We start from the raw sequence: 21,994 nt of genomic DNA on the forward strand, positions 1-21,994 counted from the left end.
GCATACCTCATTCTGGTTTCGAAATAATCATACTCAATCTTGAAACGGCACAACAAAAGAAAAAAAAAGACTAAACCTGAACTCTTATGATTTAGTCTTTTTTCAATGATTTATGAATCTTTTACTGAATGGCTTACTGACTGGATGATGAAGAAAAAGATAGTGAAACCAAGTTATCTATTTTTACTGGAGGGACGTACATTATTAAACTTCCATTATCCCTTGCTAGTTTGTTTAAATGACTATTAGTTTTGAAATCCAATCCTGCCATTTCCTTATAATTTGGCAGGCGATGTTTAGGTATAATCTGGAGACGTTCCTTTACCCTCTCCCTGACATTATTCATTGGACCAACCAAGTAATTCTGACCACGCATGCTCACCGCCCCTTGGCTCAATAGCACCTTCGTATTCAAACTTTGCAGATACGCGTTAAGATCGTTTTTCCGCCACTCCTTAAATTCAAACGAATCTGTTTCTCCTCTAAGCCATTCTGGTATAGGTCGCCATGAGCCCATAAATGTTCCTGCTTCGGGACGATCTAGGAACTTAGGTACTTTATACTGAATATGCCCACCATTCTTCCCTATAAACCTAGACCCTATTTTATCCAAGTCAACTTTATTCTTCCCTTCAGCGAGCCCACTATCAGATGTTATGTCATTTTTAGTAGTATTGTCTGGCGTCACCTTCCTCTGCTCACCAGTCTGTACCTGTCTAGTCGCCCCCCTATTGCCGACATTAGTTTGTCCGCCCATATGCGTAGTCATACTGCCAATATTATATCTTAGCCCTTGACTGTAATTACTCCCCATTTGTGCCCCATTAGTCAGGCTAACGGGAGCAGGTATCGGCCCACCCCGTTTTATGTCAGTCTGAATCTTGGCAGCTTGAGTCTCAGTCGGAGCAACTGTTGCTACAGTATCAGTATCAATCTGACTGCCGATGGCCTGCTCCGTATTGCTGCCTTTTCTCTTGTGAGTACTGTCAAGGTTATATCTTGGCCCGGGACTGTAATTACTGCCTGTTTGTGCACCATTAGTCAGGCTAACAGATGCAGGTATCGGCACTTTCCATTTTTTCCCAGTATAAACTTTAATTGCTTGGGTCTCTGTCGGAACACCTGTTACTACTGTATCAGTCTCAACCTGATTACCGATGGCCTGCTCCGTATTGCTGACTTTTCTCTTGTGAGTACTGTCAAGGTTATATCTTGGCCCGGGACTGTAATTACTGCCCGCTTGTGCGCCATTAGTCAGGCTAACAGATACAGGTATCGGCACTTTCCATTTTTTTCCAGTATAAACTTTAGCTGCTTGGGTCTCTGTCGGAACACCTGTTGCTACAGTATCAGTCACACCCTTGGCAGCTTGCCTCTCTGTCGAGATCAAAGCATAAGCAGTGACACCATCTCTTCCAACGATATCCACCATTTGTACATCAGCGGTCCCCCCTCCTTCACGAAGAAAATGAGACAAACCGGCTAAGTTAGGATCGGAAGAGTTTTGATGCTTTAACCTCAGATCCTCCAATCGCTTTTCACTGACATGTGGCAACGTCTTATCAACCTTCACCTGATTTATATCGGTAAAAGAGTTACTCGCACGATCAATCAATGAAACATTGGTTGTTTGCGTCCCTTCATCAGCCCTCGACTCAGCTGGAGTATTCACCATGTCCTCTGTTTCAGAGTTCGCGAGTCCGCCACCTTGATCGTCTAGAAAGATATACCAACTGTTATAATTGTTGGTATTAAAACAATGATTAAATGTATTTCCTCTCCCCCCTACATCAGTCACATCAGTCACATCTTCCGATTCATGTGTTGGTTCAGTCGGCGCAGGTGCATTAAATAAATGTTTGGGTGGCAAAACTGGCTTATCTTCATGTTTAGGTGACTCTGACTCTGATTTTTTCTTTTCTTTATCCCCTACAACAAACTCAGAGCCTCCATACATAGTTATCGCTGATGCATTGCCATACATGATTACAAATACTGTAGGTAATAAGCTAAGCCCACCAGTAAAAGGGGCTAATACGGCACCAAGAGTAACCGCTCCGGCAATAGACGCTAAGTGAACCTTTGCCTTCTTATCGTTGCTTACTCTATTGGATTTTTTACTGCTTTTTTTACTCTGTCTTGATTCAGTTCCTCCTGTTCCTAAGATAGTCGGAACAGAGGTTATCCCATCCGGAGATTGTGGTTCTACAGCTCCTAATATTGGAGTAGTTGCCTCCAACAAAGAAGCTGACCGAGTCAGCTTGCCTCGGGGAGTTTCATTACCTAAACTCGATTGGCTGGGGAGGGAGACACTTCGAGTTAATCCAGGAGTAGATACCATATTAAAACCTCATATTTTCAAATAAATTAATGGCGAAGTGCCTAACTTCATCTTCTAAATAGTCTTGCTCTACAATAGTGAACGTGAGAAATCCATCGACGCGAATAAACATGCCTTTTGTCATAATTTCAAACTGTAAAATCATCTCTATTACCGTTTCTAAATTGCCGAGGTGGACTAGCTGAAAAAAAGGCACAATAGGAAGTAACAGATGATCCGGGTAGTCTCTGAAAATAACCTTTTCGTTTTGTTCAAGCCGTTGCAGAAATCGTTCAACACCATCTAATGATATGGGCTTCATCTACTTTGGAAAAACCAAAACAAGTTCATCTGCACTCAAGCCTCTTATTTCATCAAGGCTAAGCATGGTTTCGAAGGGGGTAATAGTCGATGTCAATGCCAAGGTTTGCGGCAATAAAGTTGAACGAGCCTGTAAACTATCGAAATCAATTTCTAATGTCTCCATTTTCAAAAAGGCCGCTACACTAATCCCTCCCATAAGGATCTGGCAGGCTATCAACAAAGGTTGATCCTGTTTGTTCATATCAAGGTGCTGCTTTAACTCAACGCCATACTGACCCAACGCTTGAGTTATCACATATGAAAGGTAATCATGATCAAGGTGCTTTATTTTCAAACCTAACAATCTTTCAGCTTCAGCCAAGGGAACATAAACTTCAGCTTCAACCCCCAAATGACTTAAACTTAACTGGATGAAATCTTGCTGCCGACTTGACCTGTATTGCACAGCCCCCATTTCGATAGAAATAACCTGATTATTAAAATACTGCCCGGCCAATCCATTGATAATCAGCTTCATTTCCTCGCTAATCTCATATCTTGGAATAAAGATAATGCTCTGTTTATTCATGGTTCCCTCATCGATTTCTAGATAAAAGTGCTAATACATCTCTACTCATCTGAAAATCTACATCATCAATCCAATCCTGTACCCCGGCTGGCGTCTGACAAACAAAATCATAGAGCTGTTGATAAGCATCTTTCGAAGTCACAGCTTCGAAATCAGCACTTTGTACTAGCGTCAAAATAAAGGTGATTTTATGAAATTGGCTATCCAATATGCCTTCCACCACGATCGCCTTAACCGTTGCCTCAGAATAATCTCGTAACATAGAAAACCAATCAATGACGGCTTGCTTGTCGACATAAATTTCTACATCAGACAATCGGTTCCAGCTAAGGCGTTCCGATTTTGCTTTCAATAATTGATAAGGATCCAGTGATTGCCCCTGCAAATGACAATGAGCAATGCGACTCGATCGGTTATTTGTGGCCATTGTTATCTAACTCTTGTTCATCTGACTTTCGTTTAGCTGACTTTCGCTTATCGTAACGACGGCATAACACCAAAATTGACAACAAGCCATCCAGATTATGCTCGTAAGCAAGAAGCTGTTGCACTGTCTGACTATCGACATTCATATCCTCTGTCAACTGAAACTCATCAATGTGTTTTTTAAGTAATTTTCGCAATGCCCTAGGGTATAGATGCTCACAAACTCTGGCCGCGTTCAGGATCCAACGTTGAGCATCATTCAATGACTCTATGTCGAGTAAGCTGTCAGAAAAACCTTGCCAATTACGCAATGCCTTGAGTTGATAGCTGTTTAGCTGTTTAGCAAATTGACCTTGCTGCTGAAAAGTTAAAGGCTTACGTTCAACACGAAACAGACGAGGATACTTTTTGGCTCGCTTATCCGGTTGACTTACCTCTTTGACACGACGAGGCTTAAAATCCTCACGAGTTTGCTGACCCCGCGTCACCTCCGACACTCTTTCTGTACGTTGTGGTATAGCCAAGGATATAGGTCGCAGCATCGTCAATCAGAGCGAGATAAGCTCGCTCTGCCCTTAGTTTTATCGGTTAGTTACCAGACTAGCTCTTGCCACAGCATCAAGGATCTCATTCAACTTCACACCTTCAGCAGTCAGATCTTGAATGTATTGATCAAGCTGTGCATCGAACTTCTCTTTCAAGTCTTTGCTGGCTTGCAACTCTTCTTGCCCTTTCACCTGTTCAGCATTTTGAATCTCATTAGCATTGCCAACCATACCATCGGCCATTCCACCCATCTGAGTGACAGAGTTATATTTAGCGGTACGCTGCTGCTGGAGACTTGCAGTGTATTTATTGAGTTCTTTCGACGTTAAATCAGACACTTTTGGAGACTTATCAAGGTTAGTGATTTTGCCTGATTCTAGATCAGTCACTTTTAATAACTTAACCCCTCCAGTATCTGCCGCCCCATTACCCGACATTTTAGATAAATGTTTATCTGTCAGAGTCTTAGTTTGTCCAATACGCACGGTAGCTCCCGTGGTCATCGCCATATTAACCACAGATGACGCTAAGGAAATACCAAAACGCAACTTGGCATCATTAGATTTATCCTGTGCTAGCATAGTAGCAAGAGCCGATGTGGCAACGGCTTCACCAATACGGTTTTTCATGACTTGAGCACGAATCTCCCTAGACGACGCGATAATTTGCGACAAGAGCGCAAGCAAATCACTCATTGATACAGTACCTTTATTGACCTCCGTCAATGAACTATCATAGGAGTTCCATGTTTTCTTATCTGCTGGATTAGACTGAGAAAATGAGGCAGTCTCTTCAGTCATTATCGATTGAGATGACTGTGCATTTATTGAAATTGAGTTCATAAATTTACTTCCTCTTACATATTGATTGATATAATCTTGTCGTTAAATTCACGCTGGTCACTATTAACTTTAAATAGTGATTCAAAAGCATGACTCACTGCCCGCAACGCTTGACTAAGCATCATCAATATTTGTTGGATTCGAGTAGCTAACTCTTCTTGTTCCGCTTGCGCAATTTCAAGATCTTTGGTGATATCTGCAGACTTAATCCCGTAGCCACTACTCACAACAGAAGTCAAATTTGAGCCAACTGAGCTTGCCTGACCGATTTGAGCTGTCAGCTTTTCGCCACCGACAGCAAAGGATTTTAGTTTATCGAGTAATGGCTCAATGAACTTCATGATCTTATTGACCGTATTTTGAATTTTGGTCGATAATGTGGTAAATGATTTGAATGTATTAAGGGCATCAACAGCTTTATCAACCAAATTAGCCACTTTAGCAGCACCACTTGCCGCAGCTTTACTGGCACTTGCCAGGAAGTTCCCTGGATTAAAACTGACCACCATACCGATAATGCCGATGGCAATCTCCAACCCCATAGACACATATCCTCGAATTTCTTCTGAAACACCGGCAGCTTGCAGAATCTTATCGACGATTTTAGGGAGCACAATCGCAGCAATCATAACGCCTATCATCACTGCAGCCATCACAGGGTTAAACGGTGCCATTACTATCGCAGCAAGAAAGCCAAATGCCATGGCAATCTTGCCCCAAATCCCCTGACTTTTTTGGGCTTGTTTCTGCTCTTCGATTTGCGCCATTCGTTCATTAAGCGAATCAATTTGTGTGTTTTTTTGGAGTTCAATCAGCGTTTTTTTAGCTTCAGAGTTCTCTTTTCCTGTACCTGAAAATGCGCTTGCCGCCAATTTCATACTCTCTTGCACCATACGCCAGAGCTGACTGTTGGACACTCCTACCGCACTACCAGGTAGCGGTTGATTCGGCTTGGGCTGTTGTTCAGCTTGGGCTTCATTACTTTGACGCAGAACGCTCAGGCTCGGGTCTTCGGCTGTGCTGACAATGCTTGGCACAGTAATGGCACTCATGAATGTACTCATCTTAATTTCCTTTCATGTGATAATACTGGGAATTGGTGCACTCATATTATTGATACACCATAACTCTCGCGACGCGAGCGGCATGGCCCCCAGCGTTACCATGCCCTTCTATTTTGTCCCGAGATCTTAAATCTGGGGCTATTTAGATGTTGCGGGCTATGGCCATCTGTTCATCACGACTGATTTGAATCCAGTACTTAAGAGTTTGCTGAATCATCTTTACCTGATCGCCAATACGATTAACTTCCTTTATGTCATCGTCAGTCAGTTCACGTGGTGGAAAATCGGTATACATATTTTTAAAGTAAGCTGCATCCAACCCGGTACCAAACCAATCAATCACAGTGTGACCATTTTGAGTGACTTCACGCCAACCTTCATTATCCGCTTCACCATCATTTTTAAATAAAAAGTCCATCGCATCTGTATAGTCAGTACCCGGAGTATTATTGATGATGTAGGCATCTAATTCACCCACTGACGCCGTTAAAAACATCTCGATGGTATCTTGTGTAACGTCTGGATACTGGTCCAAATACGCGGCCATCAATGCCATACGTAACATAGGAGATAGGCCTGCACTGTTTGGATAATTAGCATCACCAACAAAACCACCTTGCTTATCGAAATTATTCCTATATTGCTGTTCCAGGGACGCTGGTGCCCCTTGTTCAACTTTCATATAAGTTAAAATGTCATGACATAGGCTCCCATCTGGTGCACTCGCTAACATAAAATTGAAAATGTCAGCTGTCTCATTTGCAAACTGAGTTCCGTCCCAACCTTCATGATACCCATGTGAGCCAGATCCTGTGCTTTCCAAATAATGCATCATCTTAGCTTCCATACCAGGAGGTAGATCTGCGTATTCCGAGGAGTGTGAGATGTAATCCATGATTGCTAATTGAAATAAGTCCTCTAGTTCACTACCACTGACTCCATCTTTAATGAAACCATCAAACATCACCCGCATAGCGCTCTCGAACATAGGCAAGCCACCATTAGTCCAACCTTGAATAACCTCTAATTGCTTACCATAGGCTTCGATACTTCCAGCCAAAGCTAACGCTATTGCACTCTCAGCATTTTGGCTAACCATAGCCATTACCACTTGCTTTTGTTGCGCCGCAACCATAAGCAAGGTGCTAACATCTACTGGCTCGGCTTCAAACGTGGCAAGAGGTTTATCTGCCTTAGCGAGCATCAAACCCGCTTTATTTGTGGCAATTTGCTCCGCTGACTTTATGTCTGATTTGTCTAAACCAGACTGGACTTGCCACAGGGGCTGAGCTATCGAAACTCCAGACATACTCATAGCAACACTCCTTCAAATAATTATATATTTCTAGCGATGGCCATTTGTTCATCACGACAGATTTGAATCCAATATTTAAGGGTCTGCTGAAGCATCTTCACCTGATCGCCTATTCGATTTACTTCTTTTAATTCTTCATCAGTCAGTGCTCGTTGGGGGAAGTTGGTATAAAGGCTAACAAGATCATTAATATTAATGCCATCTCCCTTCCAATCCACTTGACTTGTATGCCCCCCAGGATAGTTATACCCCTCCTGTAACTGCCAATTGGTTGAATCACAAAACCACGATAATGTTGTCAACGGTCCCAATGAGCCCGGGCCAAAGGTTTTATTGATGTAATTATCTATATCGGCAACGGATCCATTCAGAATAAGTTCAACCTCTTCCTGAGTCATAGTCGAATGTTGACTCAGAGATTCACTCAGAATAAAGAGGCGCAGCATAGGGCTAAAATCACTGGCACCACTATCCCACCATCCATAATCTTGATAGTAATTATTTTCAATTTGTCCACACAGTTCATTAGCACCACCAGCCGCTTCTAGACCATCCATGGCTTGATCGAGTAATGACCCTTCCGGAATATTGCCGTTCGACAAGATACCCTCATATAATTTACGAGTAACATCGGCTAACTCCTTTGGAGTATCATAATTGGCTTCATGTAAGCCATGACTGCCACTTCCCGTACTCTCCAAAATATGGCTAATATCTTCCTTATTCTTTTCATACCAATCCGTAAGACCATATTTCTCGGGATTTATCATGACCTCTAGTAAAGCGATCTGGAATACATCCTCTAGCTCTTCAGGCTGTATTCCCCCTTCTTCGAGATCTGCCAGCATCAGCCACAATGCAGACTCAAACATAGCAACACCACCATTTGTCCATCCCTGTATCACTTCAAGTTGTTTACCATAAGCTTCGATACTTCCAGCCAAAGCTAATGCTATTGCACTCTCAGAGTTTTGGCTGACCATGGCTGCTACTAACTGCTTTTGATGTGTAGCAATAGCGGCAAGCACCTGAGTTGGTTCCGTATCATTTGGAGTAAATGGAAGAATCTGAGCTAAATTGACCTCTTCTTTAGTGGCTAATTCAATAAGCTTATTACTCTCCTCAAATTTAGCCTTTCCAACCTCTAATTGATTTGAACTCCCCTTTTCCACATTATCTACACCTGCTAATGACCATGAGTGAACTGGTATCATTTGTTGAACCTCTAATTAAAGTAAATACCATTCTAATAACAGCCACAGTACTGAAACAAACTTTTAACTTGTTGAGTTGCATTCCACTTATTATAAATATGGATGTAACTGTTTTTTAAGGTAGTCATACCGGTCCAAATAAAAACCGTTTAAATTATTTTCTTTGACGATTATTAATGTGACACTTGCCTGTGTATATTCTTTCAATTTATAATGACAAAGTGAAATATTAAGAATGGTCTCATCCAAATCATTAGTTGGAAATGTTTTCAGTATATTCAATATTTCCAATGCTTTTTTAAACTGGCCTTTCTCTAAAAGAATCGCCGCCAGACTACCTGGCCCTCGATGATCATATGGATTCAAGCCAATATAGGCAGAGAATATAATTTCAGCTTCCTTAAATTGGAAGTTATTGTAGAAGCTCACACCTAATTCATAAATTGATTTTATTTGAGTTATTGTGATTTTCTTTGACTTACGCATCATCGCAATATCTTGCTCGATCACAGTACCCTTAAGCAGTTCAAAAAAATCCTCACAAGCCTCACCGGGTTTTATAGCTTTTTTTTTCATGTTTCCTCAATCCAAGTTAAGTCGAAAATGTTACCCCACGTTAAGATTTATATTGGCACCCTTGGTCACTTGCGAAATTAATCCCCCCAACCGGGCAGGAAATCGCACAACCAGCGCAGAGTCAGGCAGTGACACACCGAGTCTCATAGACCAGATAATGGCGTGACGTGGATTGTGTTCCGCCAGTAACATAAGTCCTAACTGTTCTAAACATATAGATCTAGTACGATTAGAATCCAGACCAATTCCCAGAGTGTTAGACCAAAGATATAGCCTCTGTTCAAGACTCTTCTTGCTCAATAGCCAAGACCTATCACTGGCGTAATATTTTAATGTTTGATACATAACAATATTGCCTAAAATACTCGCAGCATTAGAAATATCAGACCGTCTTGGTGTAAACCAAATTTTCACCTCTCTCTCAGTCAAAGATGTAAGAACTCGATATTCATCTTCACTGAGTCGACGTTTTACCAACAAATAATGTAGATAGGTTTGGTACAACTTTTTATATTTCTTCATTTCCGATATTCTGAAAAAAATAACTTACAGTTAATGTATCTAAGTCTGAAACCAGTCCATTCAAAAAACGCTCAATATTCAATTTATTTCTCGGTTCAATTTCATCGAAGCTCAAAATAAGTACTGACACTCGCTTAGTTTTATCCCCAGTAACAACCACACTCGTACGCAATACGTTGGGAATAACACTCAACTTATTGTATATGACTCGACTTTCAAGTAAGTTCCCCTTTACCATTTCTAACTTACTTAAACTGGCAAATTTAGACTCTAAAAGATCATTTAGATCTTCTCGTTCAAAATAAAAATTAAATTTGGTTAGTACCTGCCTCGCCTTTACTAAGTTCTCTTTACTGACAGAGACAAGATAATGCTCTTTAGTAACAGATAATGTTGCGGAAACCTGATATCGACCAAGTAAAACAATAACCTTATTGGCAAAATCAGCAGATTCGAAACTTGCCACCTCTAAATTACCTTGATCATTACATCCACAAAGCATAAAAAGCACTATCCAGAACAGTCTCTTCATTACTGCGCCTTCATAACATCATTAATTGCCGTAGCAGACTTAGAGGCTATTTTTGTGACTGTCTCTTGGTACATGCTGTAATGAAATACAGATTGCTGTAAGGCCAGAGTGTCTTGTAAAGAAATAGTGTTTCCACCTTCATTTATCTTCTGTAAATCATCCATGATTTCTTGAAACCCCTCACCTATGTTGTTGTAGGTATCTTCAAGCACTGAGGGCTGAATTGCTTGCACGTTAAGATCTGCCATTACTTAAGCTGTTCTCTAAGCTATTAAAAGTTCCGTGGCGATATTAGGACAGTCAACATCGGCAAGCAAATGGATAAACTTGAATCATTGTGAAAACTTACGAAATGAAAAGTTAAAAGTTAATTTCAATAACTTAATGTGACATTGCAATTTAATTCCGAGGGTAGACAATTGATTTCACTTAACATTATTTCAGACTTTTTGGAGATTTTGTTATTTCAGATTATCGAAATCAACCTGCATATTCGCGCGCCAGTTTTACATTAATTTCTATAATAGCGCTCACTAAAACAAGTACTTTTCCTCGTTAATTCAGGTATTGCATGTTTACTTCTGGTTGGCGCAGCGGTATCCCCTTACTTTCGATGTTCAATTCACTCAACTGCAATTTATTCAAGCCATGCTGAGCGGTTCAGGTCTAATCGATTTGAATACCTTGATTGTGGATTATACAAGCGTCAATCGGGGTGAGCAGATAATACAATGTCATCCCTACTTCACTTACTTCACTTACTTCACTTCAGTTAAAAATACTAATCCCCTCTATGTACTAGTATTTATACCAAGCAAATATCAAAGCTTGTGAGGTAAGTTCATGAACCCAGCTCAAAATTCGCCAACCGAAGAACAGGGATTCAATGATGATTTCTTAGGCCACCCTAAGGGGCTATATGTCTGCTTCGCTACCGAGATGTGGGAGCGATTCTCCTTCTACGGCATGAAGTATCTACTGCTGCTTTATCTGACTAAATATCATCTGTTCTCCGACGGTGCCGGACTCGAAGTATTAGGCTCCTATGCGGGCCTGGTCTATTCACTGCCTGTCATAGGTGGCCTGTTGGCCGATAGATACTTAGGTATGCGCAAGGCGGTTATCTTTGGCGGGATTCTCCTGTGCATGGGGCACTTTTTGATGGCGGTAGAAGGACACCAAGCAATGCAGTATTCGGCGGGTAGCCAACTACTGGCCGATATCACCCTCAATGATGGTAGCGTGATACTCGCTGGCACAGTGCTATCCGAAACTATCCAGATACGGGATCTAGCAGCCCTCAATGTCTTTTATCTGGCTCTGGCATTGATCGTCGTGGGTGTCGGCTTCCTCAAGCCAAATATCTCTACCATAGTCGGTCAGCTCTATGATAAAGACGACCCTCGTCGAGAATCCGGCTTCACCATCTTTTATATGGGGATTAATATCGGCGCCTTCGCTGCGACGATAATCTGTGTCTATCTGGGGGAAACCTTCGGCTGGGGATACGGTTTCGGCGCTGCCGGAGTCGGTATGTTGATAGGCTTATTTACCTTCCTCAAGGGACAGAAATACCTCAGAGGCTTGGCAGAGCCGGACAATCCACAGCGCCTTAGTGAAAAGGTGCTAGGCATGCTAAGCCGAGAGCACCTCATCTATCTTGCCGCCCTCCTCAGCTTGTCGATGTTCTGGTTGATAATTCAACATGAGCCAGTGGTCTTCGCCGCCCAACAAATATTACTACTGGTTTCTGGCGTCGGCCTGATTGGCTATGCAGTCTTAAGAGGCACCAAGGAGGAAATGCACCAGATGGTTGTCTTGATGGTGCTTATCGGCTCAACCATTGTATTTTGGGCCTTGTTTGAACAAGCGGCAGGCTCCATGACTCTGTACGCCGATCGCGTGGTAGACAGAAACCTGGGGGGCATAGAGATAGCCGCGGGGCAATTTGGTTCCCTCAATGCAGGCTTTATAATGCTGCTGGCACTCCCCTTCGCCGCATTATGGGTTTGGCTGGATAAACATAAGTTAAACCCCAATATTCCGGTCAAATTTGGCCTGGGTATCATTCAGGCTGGCTTGGGCTTTGGCGCCCTTGTCATAGGTGCTTCGTATCCTAACGAGGCCGGACAAATCAGCCTCTGGTGGCTGGTGCTGGCATACCTGCTCCATACCACAGGTGAGCTTTGCCTATCACCAGTAGGCCTGTCGGCCGTGACTAAACTGGCCATCCATCGAGTCGTCGGTCTGTCTATGGGGGTCTGGTTTCTGGCCACCGCTCTATCAGAAACCGTCGCCATGCGATTAGGCCAACTGGCCGCCATAGACACCTCCGATCCCCAAAGCATGGACATAAGTCAGGCCGCCGCCATATACACTCAGCTATTCGAGTTCTTAATGTGGACAGGCATAGGCTTTGGGGTATTTATGCTACTCATCTCTCCTATTTTGAAGAAATACATGCATGGGGTTCGCTAATCAGCACACAAGCTCTACCGTCTCCCAAAACAGTCGCTGTGATCCCGCTTATGTGAAAGTTTTATTTCACCAATCGAGTAACATAAGAATAATAACTTAATATTCAATAAGTTATTATTACGCCATGGATATCACTCTACAATGACCCAATTCAATACTTAAGTGGCGGCTTACAAGTTTAGATCTGTGTACTAGAATTTTCTACGACCAACACAATACAGGGGACGTTTTAGTCTGGCTATCCTGACTCCGACAATAGGAGTTTTCAAAAGGTAGCCTATTAATATGAAATATAAGGAAATATATTCATGTTTAAATATATATTAGTCGTACTCGCCGCAAGTCTATGTGTCACAACTCAAGTCGACGCCAAATCACAACAAACCAAGCTAACCCCGATTACCATTGCAGATACAGTCACAAAAAACATTTCACTCAGCCCCAACATAAATTCACTCACAACAGAAAATCCCCCTAACGAGATCCGTATCAAACGAAGCGGTGCGGCCTTTATCAAGGTTCATTTCAGTTTCTTCAGCCTGCCAACGGGGGCCTATGTGACAGTGAGTACCCCAGATGGGCAGGAAAGCTATCGCTACGATGGACTGGCACATAAAAGCGCTACCTTCGACAGAAATAAAGGAGAGAATGGCCTCAATCAATTCTCAGCCATGTCGGTATTTGGTGATACCGCCATCATCACCTTAGTCATGCCAGCGGACCAGATATGGGAGTCACATCACGGTATCAAAATTGACAGCTTCAATGCCGGTCATAGTGAAACTTATGAAGGTCAGAACCAATCCGGATCTCTCATCAATGTCATCACTCCTCAGTCCAGTTGTGGCGTCAATGAACGTCGTGACGTGGCCTGTTGGCAGTCTACTCACTCGGTAGAGTATGAACGCAGTCGACCAGTTGCCAGACTATTAATGGCCGGCAGTGGACTGTGTACCGGCTGGCGTGTAGGTAACGACAATCATATGTTTACCAACAACCATTGTCTCTCAACCCAAGGAAAGCTAGAAAATACCGAGATATGGTTTAACTATCAGCGCAGTAACTGTGGCGGATCGAGTAATGTCACCACCATCAAGATCACGGGACGGGAGCTACTCCAGACCGACTATGATCTGGATTATTCCCTATTTACGGTTAATAACTTTGCCGATATTACCCAATTTGGCAACTTTGGCCTTGAACCTAGGGCTCCTAGTCTCGGAGAGACTATCTACATCGCCCAACACGGTGCCGGAAACCCAAAAGAGCTGGCTATAGAAAGTGATCAAAATGCAGGCGGCCTATGCCAGATAGATTTGGCCAGCGCCAATGGCCGGGCAGCGGGTTCCGATACTGGTTATTTCTGTGACACTACCGGTGGCTCGTCGGGTTCCCCCGTCATCGCCCGTAGCTCCAACAAAGTCATCGCATTACACCACTTCGGCGGCTGTGAGAATCAGGGTGTACGTATTGACAAGATATGGCCTCAGGTGTCGGCTCACTTCGGAGATGTGGTACCCGATGGTGATGCCGGACCGACTCAGAATCAGCCTCCCGTGGCACAAATTGACGCCACTTGCAGCGGTTTAAGTTGCAACCTGGATGGTCTAGGCTCCAGCGACGATAATGATGCCATCGTCGACTACTCTTGGGACATGGGCGACGGGACTCTACTGAACGGAGTATCGGTTCAGCACCATTATGCCGCTACAGGCAGCTATACCCTAACACTCACAGTCACCGACGACCAAGGCCTTAACCACACCAGGAGTCAGCAGCTAACCGTCACTGATAGTGGCACAGGTAATGAATTATATTCGGATACTCCCGTCTCAAACCTAACGGCAAAAAAAGATGAGGAACTAAGCTACTTCATCAGCACAGGTGAGAATAACCGGGAGATCCTGATTAGTATCACTGGCGGCACAGGTGATGCTGATCTCTATGTGAAGTCAGGGGCAGAGCCGGGCAGAAATGATTATGATTGCCGTCCCTATATCGGCGGCAATAATGAACAATGTCGAATTTTGATGGGAACTCCGGGCAAGGTCTATGTAAAATTGATTGCCTTCAGTGATTTTTCCGATGTGGAACTGCTAGCCACTATTAAGGCGAATATTCCCGATGATTTCCCCCGTACAAACCTCAGTGCTGACAAGGAAAACTGGCTGCGTTTTAGTTACACTGTCCCTCAAGGTGTGACCCAGCTAGTGATCAACTCTACAGGCGGTACCGGTGATGCTGATCTCTATGTCAAGAAAGGGGCGGCACCATCACAGACCGACTATGACTGTCGTCCATATCAATCGGCCAATGACGAATCCTGCTCACTCACCGTCAGCCAAGGTGAGCAGCTACATATCGGCTTACGAGCCTACCAGAGCTTTTCCGGAGTCAGCTTAGATATTAACTAAATCTGGAATAGTCAGTAGCCAAGATCGAAAAAAGGTTTCCGACTAAGCCGGAAACCTTTTTAATTATATGGCGTTAACTAAAGATAAGCCGTCAGTTATTAAGACACTAAACTAAGGTTACCTTGGCGAACTTACGTTTACCCACCTGGAAGACACCGCTCGTACCGGCAGTTAACTGCAGGCGTGTGTCTTCAATCTTTACGCCGTCTATCTTGGCCGCGCCCTGCTTGATCATACGTATGGCGTCCGAGGTTGACTTGACGAAGCCTAACTCCTTGAGCAAGTTGGCGATGGCGATACCTTCACCCACACTCAGCTCAATCTCTTCGATATCATCCGGGATAGCCCCCTTCTGAAAACGATTGATGAACTCCTGATGAGCAGCTTCGGCAGCGGCTTCATCATGGAAACGTGCGATGATCTCTTTCGCTAAGGCTATCTTGATATCACGAGGATTTGCCCCAGCTTCGATATCGGCCTTGAACTGTTCAATCTCGCCAAGAGGACGGAACGACAACAGCTCGAAGTAACGCCACATAAGCACATCAGAAATAGACATGATCTTACCAAACATCTCACCAGCAGGCTCGCTCACACCGATATAGTTATGAGCAGACTTGGACATCTTCTTTACGCCATCCAGGCCTTCAAGAAGTGGCATCATGATAACGGTCTGAGGCTTTTGCCCCTCAGATTTCTGTAATTCGCGTCCCATCAACAAGTTAAACTTCTGATCGGTACCGCCCAGTTCGACGTCGGCTTCCAAGGCTACCGAGTCATAACCCTGTAGCAGAGGATACATAAACTCATGAATGGCTATCGACTGACCCGAAGCATAACGCTTCTTAAAGTCATCACGCTCCATCATACGAGCAACCGTTTGCTTAGAAGCGAGACGGATCATACCTGCCGCGCCCAATGGCTCTAACCAGGTCGAGTTAAACTCGATGCGCGTCTTAGCTGGGTCTAAAATCTTATAGACTTGCTGCTTATAGGTTTCTGCGTTAGCGAGTACTTGCTCGCGAGTCAGTGGAGGACGAGTGCTGTTCTTACCACTGGGATCGCCTACCATGCCGGTGAAATCACCGATCAAGAAGATCACTTCGTGACCTAACTCCTGAAAAGTACGCATCTTATTTAAGATCACTGTGTGACCAAGATGAATATCCGGCGCGGTTGGATCGGCTCCAAGCTTAATACGTAAGGGACGTCCCTCTTTTAATTTTTCCAGCAGATCCGCCTCGAGTAATATCTCATCGGTACCGCGTTTAATCTCTGCAAATGCTTGGTCTAAATCAGCCATCTCGCCAACTACTCCTAGGAGCTCATTCAAAAATAAAGAGCCATGTTACTTGTTAGCCAGCACAATTGAAAGTGTGTACACTAAGGGGATCACTATAAGCAAAAAAATTGCGACTGAGCTCAACAGGAAATGTTCGATGGGAAAGGTTATAACACTGTTAAAATTACTGCCAAAAGTGCATCAAATACTCTTGTGTCTCTTAGTGTTAGTGACCTTAATCATAGTTATTTTACCTTCTGGTGATACCGATGAATCTAAGGATGCCAACTCGCGGCTTTCCGGCACGATTGAGCTGGGCAATGGCGATGCTAATGTCAGCTCAAATGTCAGTGCAGATAAGTTAGTCCAACTTAAGACACCTTTGTCTTTTCGCACACCAACGCCACCATCAAACCTTCAGCAACATCTTGCAGACTCAAATACCACCAGCTCGCCTCAACCTGAGAGCTCCATCGACGAATTAAACAGTCAACAGGCCCAAAAGAAACACGTTAAGAATTTCAGAGTAGAGAGTGGTGATACCTTAGCGGCCCTATTTAATCGCGCCGGATTAAGCTCGCGGGATGTCTATGAGATAACCCAACTGCCAAAAGCTAAGAAAAACTTACTGAGGATCATGCCGGGTGAAGATATCATCATAGTGAAAGATGATGCCGGTGAACTTTTACAGCTGAGTTACCATATCAACCCCATATCAACTCTCATCATAGATAGAGATGACAAGGGCTATTTTGAACATATATCGAAGAAGAAAGTTGAGAGTCGCAATAAATTTTCCAGCGCGACCATTAACAATAACTTCTGGAATGCCGGCGTGAACGCAGGGCTAACCCCAAACCAGATCATGCAGCTAGCGACAATTTTCGGTTGGGATATCGATTTTGCCCTGGACATCAGACGGGGAGATAACTTTGCCATCATCTTCGAAGAGGAATATGCCGATGGTGAATTTCTCAGGAATGGTAATATCTTGGCCGCAGAATTTAGTAATCAGGGCGATCGCTACACCGCAGTTCGCTACACGGATGGCAACTATTACTCGGAAGATGGGCGTAGTATGCGCAAGGCCTTCCTGCGCTCCCCTGTCGATTTCAAATATGTGAGTTCAAGCTTCAACCCTAGGCGCTTACATCCGGTCACAGGTCAAGTCAGAGCCCATAGAGGAGTTGATTATGTGGCCGCGGTAGGAACACCCATTAAAGCCGCGGGTAAGGGACGAGTCATTAAGTCAGCCTACAACCAATACAATGGTAACTACGTCTTTATCAAACATAACGACACCTATACCACTAAATATTTGCACCTTAAGAAGCGTAAGGTAAGACAGGGAGAGACGGTTAAACAGGGACAGATCATCGGCACCCTTGGTTCTACGGGACGTGTCACAGGTGCGCATTTGCACTATGAATTTATCGTCAATGGCTCACACAGAAACCCTAGAACGGTCAAGCTTCCGAAATCATTGCCCATCGCCAAGTCAGAAAAGTCTAAATTTTTGGCTCTAAGTAAGCAGATCATGGCTAAACTTCAACAGGACAAGCAGATCCAGCTAGCCTCAACACAATAAGCTTAACGCGTTTACAAAGCCCCCTTAGCCTAGCCCCGGAAATGACTGATACTTCCGGTTTCTTGTTCAAAAAATGGAAATATAACAATGAGCAGAGACTTCTATATTGGCTTGATGTCGGGTACCAGCATGGATGGTGTCGATGCAGTCTTGGTCGACTTTAGCAAGCAACAGCCAAGACTTGTAGCAAAGCATAGTGAAGCCATTCCAAAACATACCTTAAATGGTTTACAGCGCCTCTGCCTCCCCGGCAATGACGAAATAAATCTGCTAGGACAACTCGATCGTAGCGTTGGACAGTTATTCGGTGTGGCCGTCAACGCCCTACTCGCCAAGGCTGGTATTGCAAAAGAACGAGTGATCGCCATTGGCAGTCATGGCCAAACCGTCAGACATATGCCCAATCTCGATATGGGATTCACCCTGCAAATCGGCGATCCCAACACCATAGCGATATCTACCGGTATCGATGTTATCGCCGATTTCAGGCGTAAAGACATCGCCTTAGGTGGGCAAGGGGCTCCCTTAGTGCCAGCCTTTCATCAAGAGATATTTGCTACAACAGACACGCCGAGGATCATTCTCAACATAGGCGGCATCTCCAACATCACTTTCCTTCCCTCAAACAAATCTTCTACTGACCGTCAGGTCATAGGCTTCGATACCGGACCGGGAAATACCTTGATAGATGCCTGGTGCCAACAGGCGTTACAACAAGCCTACGACAAGGACGGTGCCTGGGCTGCCAGTGGAACCACTGATGAGAAGCTGCTCAAGCATCTGCTGTCTCACTCATACTTCTCTCAGGGCTTCCCCAAAAGCACTGGACGCGAGCTGTTCAACCAAGCCTGGCTTGAGCAGCAGACTGCGGCGTTTGGTTACCTTAATGAAGCAGATATCCAGTCGACTCTGCTCGATGTAACCTGCCATAGCATAGCCAATGACACCTTGGCATTATCTGACAGTGGAGAGCTATTTGTCTGCGGTGGCGGCGCGTTTAACGGTGAGATGATGCGGCGTCTGACTAAGCTATTGCCTAAGTATAAATTGAGCACCACATCTGAGCTGGGTATAGATCCACAGTGGGTCGAGGGTATTGCCTTCGCCTGGCTAGCCATGCGTCATCATCTTAGATTGCCGGGTAACTTACCCGCGGTAACCGGCGCGAGTCGAGAAGCCGTGTTAGGCTCTCTATTTCCGGCAGCGTAAAACTAATCCCGCGGCCACGGCCATAGACACTTTAGTCGATATGGGTATCGCCGATAGAGAGCGAATAGCAATAGGCGGTCATTCCTATGGTGCATTTATGGTGGCGAATCTGCTAGCCCATTCAGATCTTTTCGCCGCTGGTATAGCTAGGAGCGGCGCCTATAACCGCAGCTTAACACCGTTTGGCTTCCAATATGAAAAAGAAACTTCTGGGAAGCACCAAGCCTGTATCAGCAGATATCTCCGTTTACCCATGCCGATAAAATTGATGAGCCTCTACTTATCATGCATGGAGAGATGGACTCCAACTCAGGTACTTACCCAATGCAATCCGCCAGGCTATTTAAAGCGATTAGGGGCTTAGGGGACTAGTGACCTTCCCCTATGAGAGCCACAGTTATAAGGCAAAAGAGTCTATCTTACACATGCTGTGGGAGCAGGAGCAATGGCTGGATAAACATGTGAGCCATAAGCCCAGTGCACCGGACATAGCGGTTAGCTTTCATTGATCTATGCCCCCCAGAGAAACCTTAAGCGGACAGCGTGAAAAAGCGTTGTCTGCTTAGTTGAACAGTTTTTAACTCCCCAAAGTACTGGGTATCAATATGATCCCATACCGGAAGCCCAGAGTAAAACATTAAGGAAACTGTGATTTTAATTCATTTAAGCTTTAATGTGAGACGTTTGATGCTACATAAGTTGTAAACACAAAAAATTTCACTGTCTCATTGATTTATCAAGGCGTAGAGTAGAGTCGAACTCATTTTGCTCTACTCTTGTTAGCCGATCTTTTGGCTAAAGGTGCGTATAACTTGGCTAAAAGGCTTTAGCTAACAAAGAATATGAGCGGTAAAACACAAGGAACTGTTAATGAACATGTCTCAAAAAATGGCGGCCGAATTTATCGGTACTCTTTGGCTGGTACTCGGTGGTTGTGGTAGCGCAGTTATAGCTGCTGGCTTCCCCGATGTTGGCATAGGGCTATTAGGTGTCTCTTTCGCCTTCGGTCTCACTGTGCTAACCATGGCATTCGCCATAGGTCATATATCCGGTTGCCATCTGAATCCTGCGGTTTCGTTCGGTCTATGGGCTGGCGGACGCTTCCCGGCAAAAGATTTAGCCCCCTACATTATCGCTCAAGTTGCAGGTGGTATCGCTGGTGCGGGGATTTTATTCCTAATCGCATCCGGAAATGCCGACTTTAGCTTAGCCGATGGCTTCGCATCGAATGGCTACGGTGAGCACTCACCGGGTGGTTACACCATGACTTCAGCCTTAGTAACAGAAGTGGTCATGACCCTCTTCTTCCTATTGATCATCTTAGGAGCAACCGATGCCAGAGCCCCACAAGGCTTCGCCCCAATAGCCATAGGACTTGGGTTAACCCTCATCCACTTGATCAGTATTCCTGTCACAAACACCTCAGTGAACCCGGCCCGTAGTACAGGACCCGCGCTATTTGTTGGTGATTGGGCGATATCTCAACTTTGGTTGTTCTGGGTTGCCCCTATCGCAGGCGCGATCATAGCTGGCTTTATCTATAAGTTTTTCAACGCAAAAGAAAGCTAACTACAATTTATCGGTGCGCCGTACTCGACTCGTTCAAGTCGGTGCACTTTTTCATTTGCCATTCTTTTCTCCCACAGATAAAAATCTACTCTATATCCTCCCTTCGAAATGATATGATCGCCCGATAAACGCGTGCTACCACGTTGCGTAAACCCAAAAAATGAGAGATACCATGAGTAAAAGTGCCAAAGATGCAAGCCAGATGACTCCAGAAGCTCGCTACGACTACTTTGTTGAGCAAGTAAAATCTGAAAAGACACTATGGACTCTTCAAGATGATGACGGCTGCGTAATGCTAACTACAGAAGAGGAAGATTGTATTCCTCTGTGGCCTAGCGAAGAGGCGGCTAAATCTTGGGCTGTCGATGATTGGGAAAGCTGTATTCCACTCGCAATCCCGGTATCTGAATGGTTGGAACGTTGGGTTCCGGGCATGCAGGATGATGATCTGTTGGTTGCTGTATACCCGGTGCAAGAAGACCTAGGTGTCGTTATTCCTCCCTATGAGTTAGAGCAGCGTCTAACGCCAAAGCAGCGTCACTAATTTAGACCTTGCTAACAGGAGATTCAGCTTGAAAAATAAGACCTCAGATCCTTCAATCGATAATTGCGACGACTTAAATGAAGCCACAAATCGTGAAATTGAGAACAATGAAGCTCTCCAAACCCAGGCTAATTCAGCTGCTAAACCTGTAGTGAAACAGCCTCTACCGAAAAGGCTTGCCGCCCTATGCGCTTTCTTTGCGATCGCCTCAATTAGCGGTCTCATAGCAAAACAAGGCGAACTGTTTTGCATACTAACCATAATCATGGTGATTGCCATACTTGGGCGCCAGCGAACGGCTATGTACTTCCTGCAAGGTTATACGGTACTCCAACTTGCTCTCGTCAGTATGTTGCCTGTCTACCTGTATGATCCAGAAAATTTACTTGTCGGAAATCCTTCGACTTTTAAGCTAGGTGAACTACAAGCAAAAGTACCCGACTTCGTCATCTTCGGCATCATCATTGTGCTTGCTATCGTTCAAGTCTGGGTAGCTTTTACCCCTAAGGTAAAAGCCTATTTCAATACCAAGATAAGCATGAACATCATGAGTTAAGGTTCTAGGTTCTAGGTTCTAGGTTCTAGGTTCTAAAGAAAACAAAAAGCCAGTTGCAATGCAACTGGCTTTTTTAAAATCATTTTCTCTCTATATAGCTAAGTG

At 44.3% G+C, this 21,994-nt stretch carries 21 protein-coding genes and 1 pseudogene; 8 read left to right on the plus strand and 14 right to left on the minus strand.

The features are described from left to right. Window positions 1-133: 133 nt before the first annotated feature. From FS373_RS12275 to sctI, 13 genes are all read right to left on the minus strand, one after another. Window positions 134-2,341, minus strand: a complete 2,208-nt coding sequence (locus FS373_RS12275) for a hypothetical protein (RefSeq protein ID WP_152829552.1) — start codon at window positions 2,339-2,341, stop codon at window positions 134-136. 1 nt (window position 2,342) lies between these two features. After that, window positions 2,343-2,642 carry a hypothetical protein gene (locus FS373_RS12280; RefSeq protein ID WP_144047759.1) on the minus strand — a complete coding sequence of 100 codons (300 nt, stop codon included), beginning with the start codon at window positions 2,640-2,642 and terminating at the stop codon, window positions 2,343-2,345. Next, window positions 2,643-3,212: a hypothetical protein gene (locus tag FS373_RS12285; protein WP_144047760.1), complete on the minus strand. Its 570-nt coding sequence runs from the start codon at window positions 3,210-3,212 to the stop codon at window positions 2,643-2,645. Between the two features lie 7 nt (window positions 3,213-3,219). Then, window positions 3,220-3,639 (minus strand): hypothetical protein, encoded by a 420-nt coding sequence (locus FS373_RS12290; protein ID WP_144047761.1) that lies wholly within the window; start codon window positions 3,637-3,639, stop codon window positions 3,220-3,222. Beyond that, window positions 3,626-4,126 carry a hypothetical protein gene (locus tag FS373_RS12295; protein WP_229380981.1) on the minus strand — a complete coding sequence of 167 codons (501 nt, stop codon included), beginning with the start codon at window positions 4,124-4,126 and terminating at the stop codon, window positions 3,626-3,628. Before FS373_RS12295 ends, FS373_RS12290 begins: the two co-directional genes overlap by 14 nt. 93 nt (window positions 4,127-4,219) lie before the next feature. After that, a complete protein-coding gene (locus FS373_RS12300; RefSeq protein WP_152829553.1) occupies window positions 4,220-5,026 on the minus strand; it encodes a type III secretion system protein in 807 nt (268 codons plus the stop codon). Between the two features lie 14 nt (window positions 5,027-5,040). Then, entirely contained in the window at window positions 5,041-6,078 is a 1,038-nt protein-coding gene (locus FS373_RS12305; protein WP_322619495.1) for a VspD, read from the minus strand. Window positions 6,079-6,232: 154 nt separating this feature from the next. Further along, entirely contained in the window at window positions 6,233-7,405 is a 1,173-nt protein-coding gene (locus FS373_RS12310) for a hypothetical protein (protein ID WP_185976882.1), read from the minus strand. Between the two features lie 20 nt (window positions 7,406-7,425). Further along, window positions 7,426-8,619: a hypothetical protein gene (locus tag FS373_RS12315; RefSeq protein WP_077752801.1), complete on the minus strand. Its 1,194-nt coding sequence runs from the start codon at window positions 8,617-8,619 to the stop codon at window positions 7,426-7,428. 90 nt (window positions 8,620-8,709) lie between these two features. Further along, window positions 8,710-9,195 (minus strand): tetratricopeptide repeat protein, encoded by a 486-nt coding sequence (locus FS373_RS12320; protein WP_077752802.1) that lies wholly within the window; start codon window positions 9,193-9,195, stop codon window positions 8,710-8,712. 30 nt (window positions 9,196-9,225) lie between these two features. Continuing rightward, window positions 9,226-9,717, minus strand: a complete 492-nt coding sequence (locus FS373_RS12325) for a regulator (RefSeq protein ID WP_077752803.1) — start codon at window positions 9,715-9,717, stop codon at window positions 9,226-9,228. Then, window positions 9,704-10,249, minus strand: a complete 546-nt coding sequence (locus tag FS373_RS12330; protein ID WP_077752804.1) for a type III secretion protein — start codon at window positions 10,247-10,249, stop codon at window positions 9,704-9,706. The genes FS373_RS12325 and FS373_RS12330 overlap by 14 nt, the downstream gene beginning before the upstream one ends. Next, a complete protein-coding gene (sctI, locus tag FS373_RS12335; RefSeq protein ID WP_077752805.1) occupies window positions 10,249-10,497 on the minus strand; it encodes a type III secretion system inner rod subunit SctI in 249 nt (82 codons plus the stop codon). Before sctI ends, FS373_RS12330 begins: the two co-directional genes overlap by 1 nt. Window positions 10,498-11,092: 595 nt before the next feature. Here sctI and FS373_RS12340 point away from each other — a divergent pair. Both FS373_RS12340 and FS373_RS12345 read left to right on the plus strand, forming a co-directional pair. Further along, window positions 11,093-12,727 (plus strand): peptide MFS transporter, encoded by a 1,635-nt coding sequence (locus FS373_RS12340; protein ID WP_152829554.1) that lies wholly within the window; start codon window positions 11,093-11,095, stop codon window positions 12,725-12,727. Window positions 12,728-13,035: 308 nt separating this feature from the next. Continuing rightward, a complete protein-coding gene (locus tag FS373_RS12345; RefSeq protein WP_152829555.1) occupies window positions 13,036-15,141 on the plus strand; it encodes a pre-peptidase C-terminal domain-containing protein in 2,106 nt (701 codons plus the stop codon). A gap of 106 nt (window positions 15,142-15,247) precedes the next feature. On the opposite strand, the gene tyrS is transcribed toward FS373_RS12345, so the two are convergent. After that, window positions 15,248-16,444 (minus strand): tyrosine--tRNA ligase, encoded by a 1,197-nt coding sequence (gene tyrS / locus FS373_RS12350; protein WP_144047766.1) that lies wholly within the window; start codon window positions 16,442-16,444, stop codon window positions 15,248-15,250. A 136-nt stretch (window positions 16,445-16,580) separates the two neighbouring features. Here tyrS and FS373_RS12355 point away from each other — a divergent pair, with 136 nt between their 5' ends. From FS373_RS12355 to FS373_RS12380, 6 genes and pseudogenes are all read left to right on the plus strand, one after another. Next, on the plus strand, window positions 16,581-18,011 hold the full coding sequence (locus tag FS373_RS12355; RefSeq protein WP_152829556.1) for a peptidoglycan DD-metalloendopeptidase family protein: 1,431 nt from the start codon (window positions 16,581-16,583) through the stop codon (window positions 18,009-18,011). Window positions 18,012-18,098: 87 nt separating this feature from the next. Beyond that, the gene (locus tag FS373_RS12360) at window positions 18,099-19,220 is read left to right on the plus strand and encodes an anhydro-N-acetylmuramic acid kinase (protein ID WP_144047768.1); all 1,122 of its coding nucleotides are present in this window, start codon (window positions 18,099-18,101) and stop codon (window positions 19,218-19,220) included. Further along, window positions 19,207-19,729: pseudogene (locus FS373_RS12365) on the plus strand (alpha/beta hydrolase family protein); the annotation flags it as partial. The gene FS373_RS12360 and the pseudogene FS373_RS12365, both read left to right, overlap by 14 nt. A gap of 361 nt (window positions 19,730-20,090) precedes the next feature. Beyond that, window positions 20,091-20,789 (plus strand): aquaporin Z, encoded by a 699-nt coding sequence (aqpZ, locus tag FS373_RS12370; RefSeq protein WP_144047769.1) that lies wholly within the window; start codon window positions 20,091-20,093, stop codon window positions 20,787-20,789. A gap of 172 nt (window positions 20,790-20,961) precedes the next feature. Beyond that, window positions 20,962-21,333: a DUF2750 domain-containing protein gene (locus FS373_RS12375; protein WP_144047770.1), complete on the plus strand. Its 372-nt coding sequence runs from the start codon at window positions 20,962-20,964 to the stop codon at window positions 21,331-21,333. Window positions 21,334-21,430: 97 nt separating this feature from the next. Then, a complete protein-coding gene (locus FS373_RS12380; RefSeq protein ID WP_407695673.1) occupies window positions 21,431-21,889 on the plus strand; it encodes a hypothetical protein in 459 nt (152 codons plus the stop codon). Window positions 21,890-21,994 lie beyond the last annotated feature (105 nt).

The organism is Shewanella sp. YLB-07, from assembly GCF_009377275.1.

What these genes read in the sequence shown, in the direction of transcription:
- FS373_RS12375 (WP_144047770.1), top strand. Translation starts at nt 20,962, where the DNA reads ATGAGTAAAAGTGCCAAAGATGCAAGCCAGATGACTCCAGAAGCTCGC.
- FS373_RS12320 (WP_077752802.1), bottom strand. Translation starts at nt 9,195, where the DNA reads ATGAAAAAAAAAGCTATAAAACCCGGTGAGGCTTGTGAGGATTTTTTT.
- FS373_RS12305 (WP_322619495.1), bottom strand. Translation starts at nt 6,078, where the DNA reads ATGAGTGCCATTACTGTGCCAAGCATTGTCAGCACAGCCGAAGACCCG.
- FS373_RS12330 (WP_077752804.1), bottom strand. Translation starts at nt 10,249, where the DNA reads ATGAAGAGACTGTTCTGGATAGTGCTTTTTATGCTTTGTGGATGTAAT.
- FS373_RS12355 (WP_152829556.1), top strand. Translation starts at nt 16,581, where the DNA reads ATGGGAAAGGTTATAACACTGTTAAAATTACTGCCAAAAGTGCATCAA.
- FS373_RS12300 (WP_152829553.1), bottom strand. Translation starts at nt 5,026, where the DNA reads ATGAACTCAATTTCAATAAATGCACAGTCATCTCAATCGATAATGACT.
- sctI (WP_077752805.1), bottom strand. Translation starts at nt 10,497, where the DNA reads ATGGCAGATCTTAACGTGCAAGCAATTCAGCCCTCAGTGCTTGAAGAT.
- FS373_RS12285 (WP_144047760.1), bottom strand. Translation starts at nt 3,212, where the DNA reads ATGAATAAACAGAGCATTATCTTTATTCCAAGATATGAGATTAGCGAG.
- FS373_RS12345 (WP_152829555.1), top strand. Translation starts at nt 13,036, where the DNA reads ATGTTTAAATATATATTAGTCGTACTCGCCGCAAGTCTATGTGTCACA.
- FS373_RS12280 (WP_144047759.1), bottom strand. Translation starts at nt 2,642, where the DNA reads ATGAAGCCCATATCATTAGATGGTGTTGAACGATTTCTGCAACGGCTT.
- FS373_RS12360 (WP_144047768.1), top strand. Translation starts at nt 18,099, where the DNA reads ATGAGCAGAGACTTCTATATTGGCTTGATGTCGGGTACCAGCATGGAT.
- aqpZ (WP_144047769.1), top strand. Translation starts at nt 20,091, where the DNA reads ATGAACATGTCTCAAAAAATGGCGGCCGAATTTATCGGTACTCTTTGG.
- tyrS (WP_144047766.1), bottom strand. Translation starts at nt 16,444, where the DNA reads ATGGCTGATTTAGACCAAGCATTTGCAGAGATTAAACGCGGTACCGAT.
- FS373_RS12325 (WP_077752803.1), bottom strand. Translation starts at nt 9,717, where the DNA reads ATGAAGAAATATAAAAAGTTGTACCAAACCTATCTACATTATTTGTTG.
- FS373_RS12290 (WP_144047761.1), bottom strand. Translation starts at nt 3,639, where the DNA reads ATGGCCACAAATAACCGATCGAGTCGCATTGCTCATTGTCATTTGCAG.
- FS373_RS12310 (WP_185976882.1), bottom strand. Translation starts at nt 7,405, where the DNA reads ATGAGTATGTCTGGAGTTTCGATAGCTCAGCCCCTGTGGCAAGTCCAG.
- FS373_RS12340 (WP_152829554.1), top strand. Translation starts at nt 11,093, where the DNA reads ATGAACCCAGCTCAAAATTCGCCAACCGAAGAACAGGGATTCAATGAT.
- FS373_RS12275 (WP_152829552.1), bottom strand. Translation starts at nt 2,341, where the DNA reads ATGGTATCTACTCCTGGATTAACTCGAAGTGTCTCCCTCCCCAGCCAA.
- FS373_RS12315 (WP_077752801.1), bottom strand. Translation starts at nt 8,619, where the DNA reads ATGATACCAGTTCACTCATGGTCATTAGCAGGTGTAGATAATGTGGAA.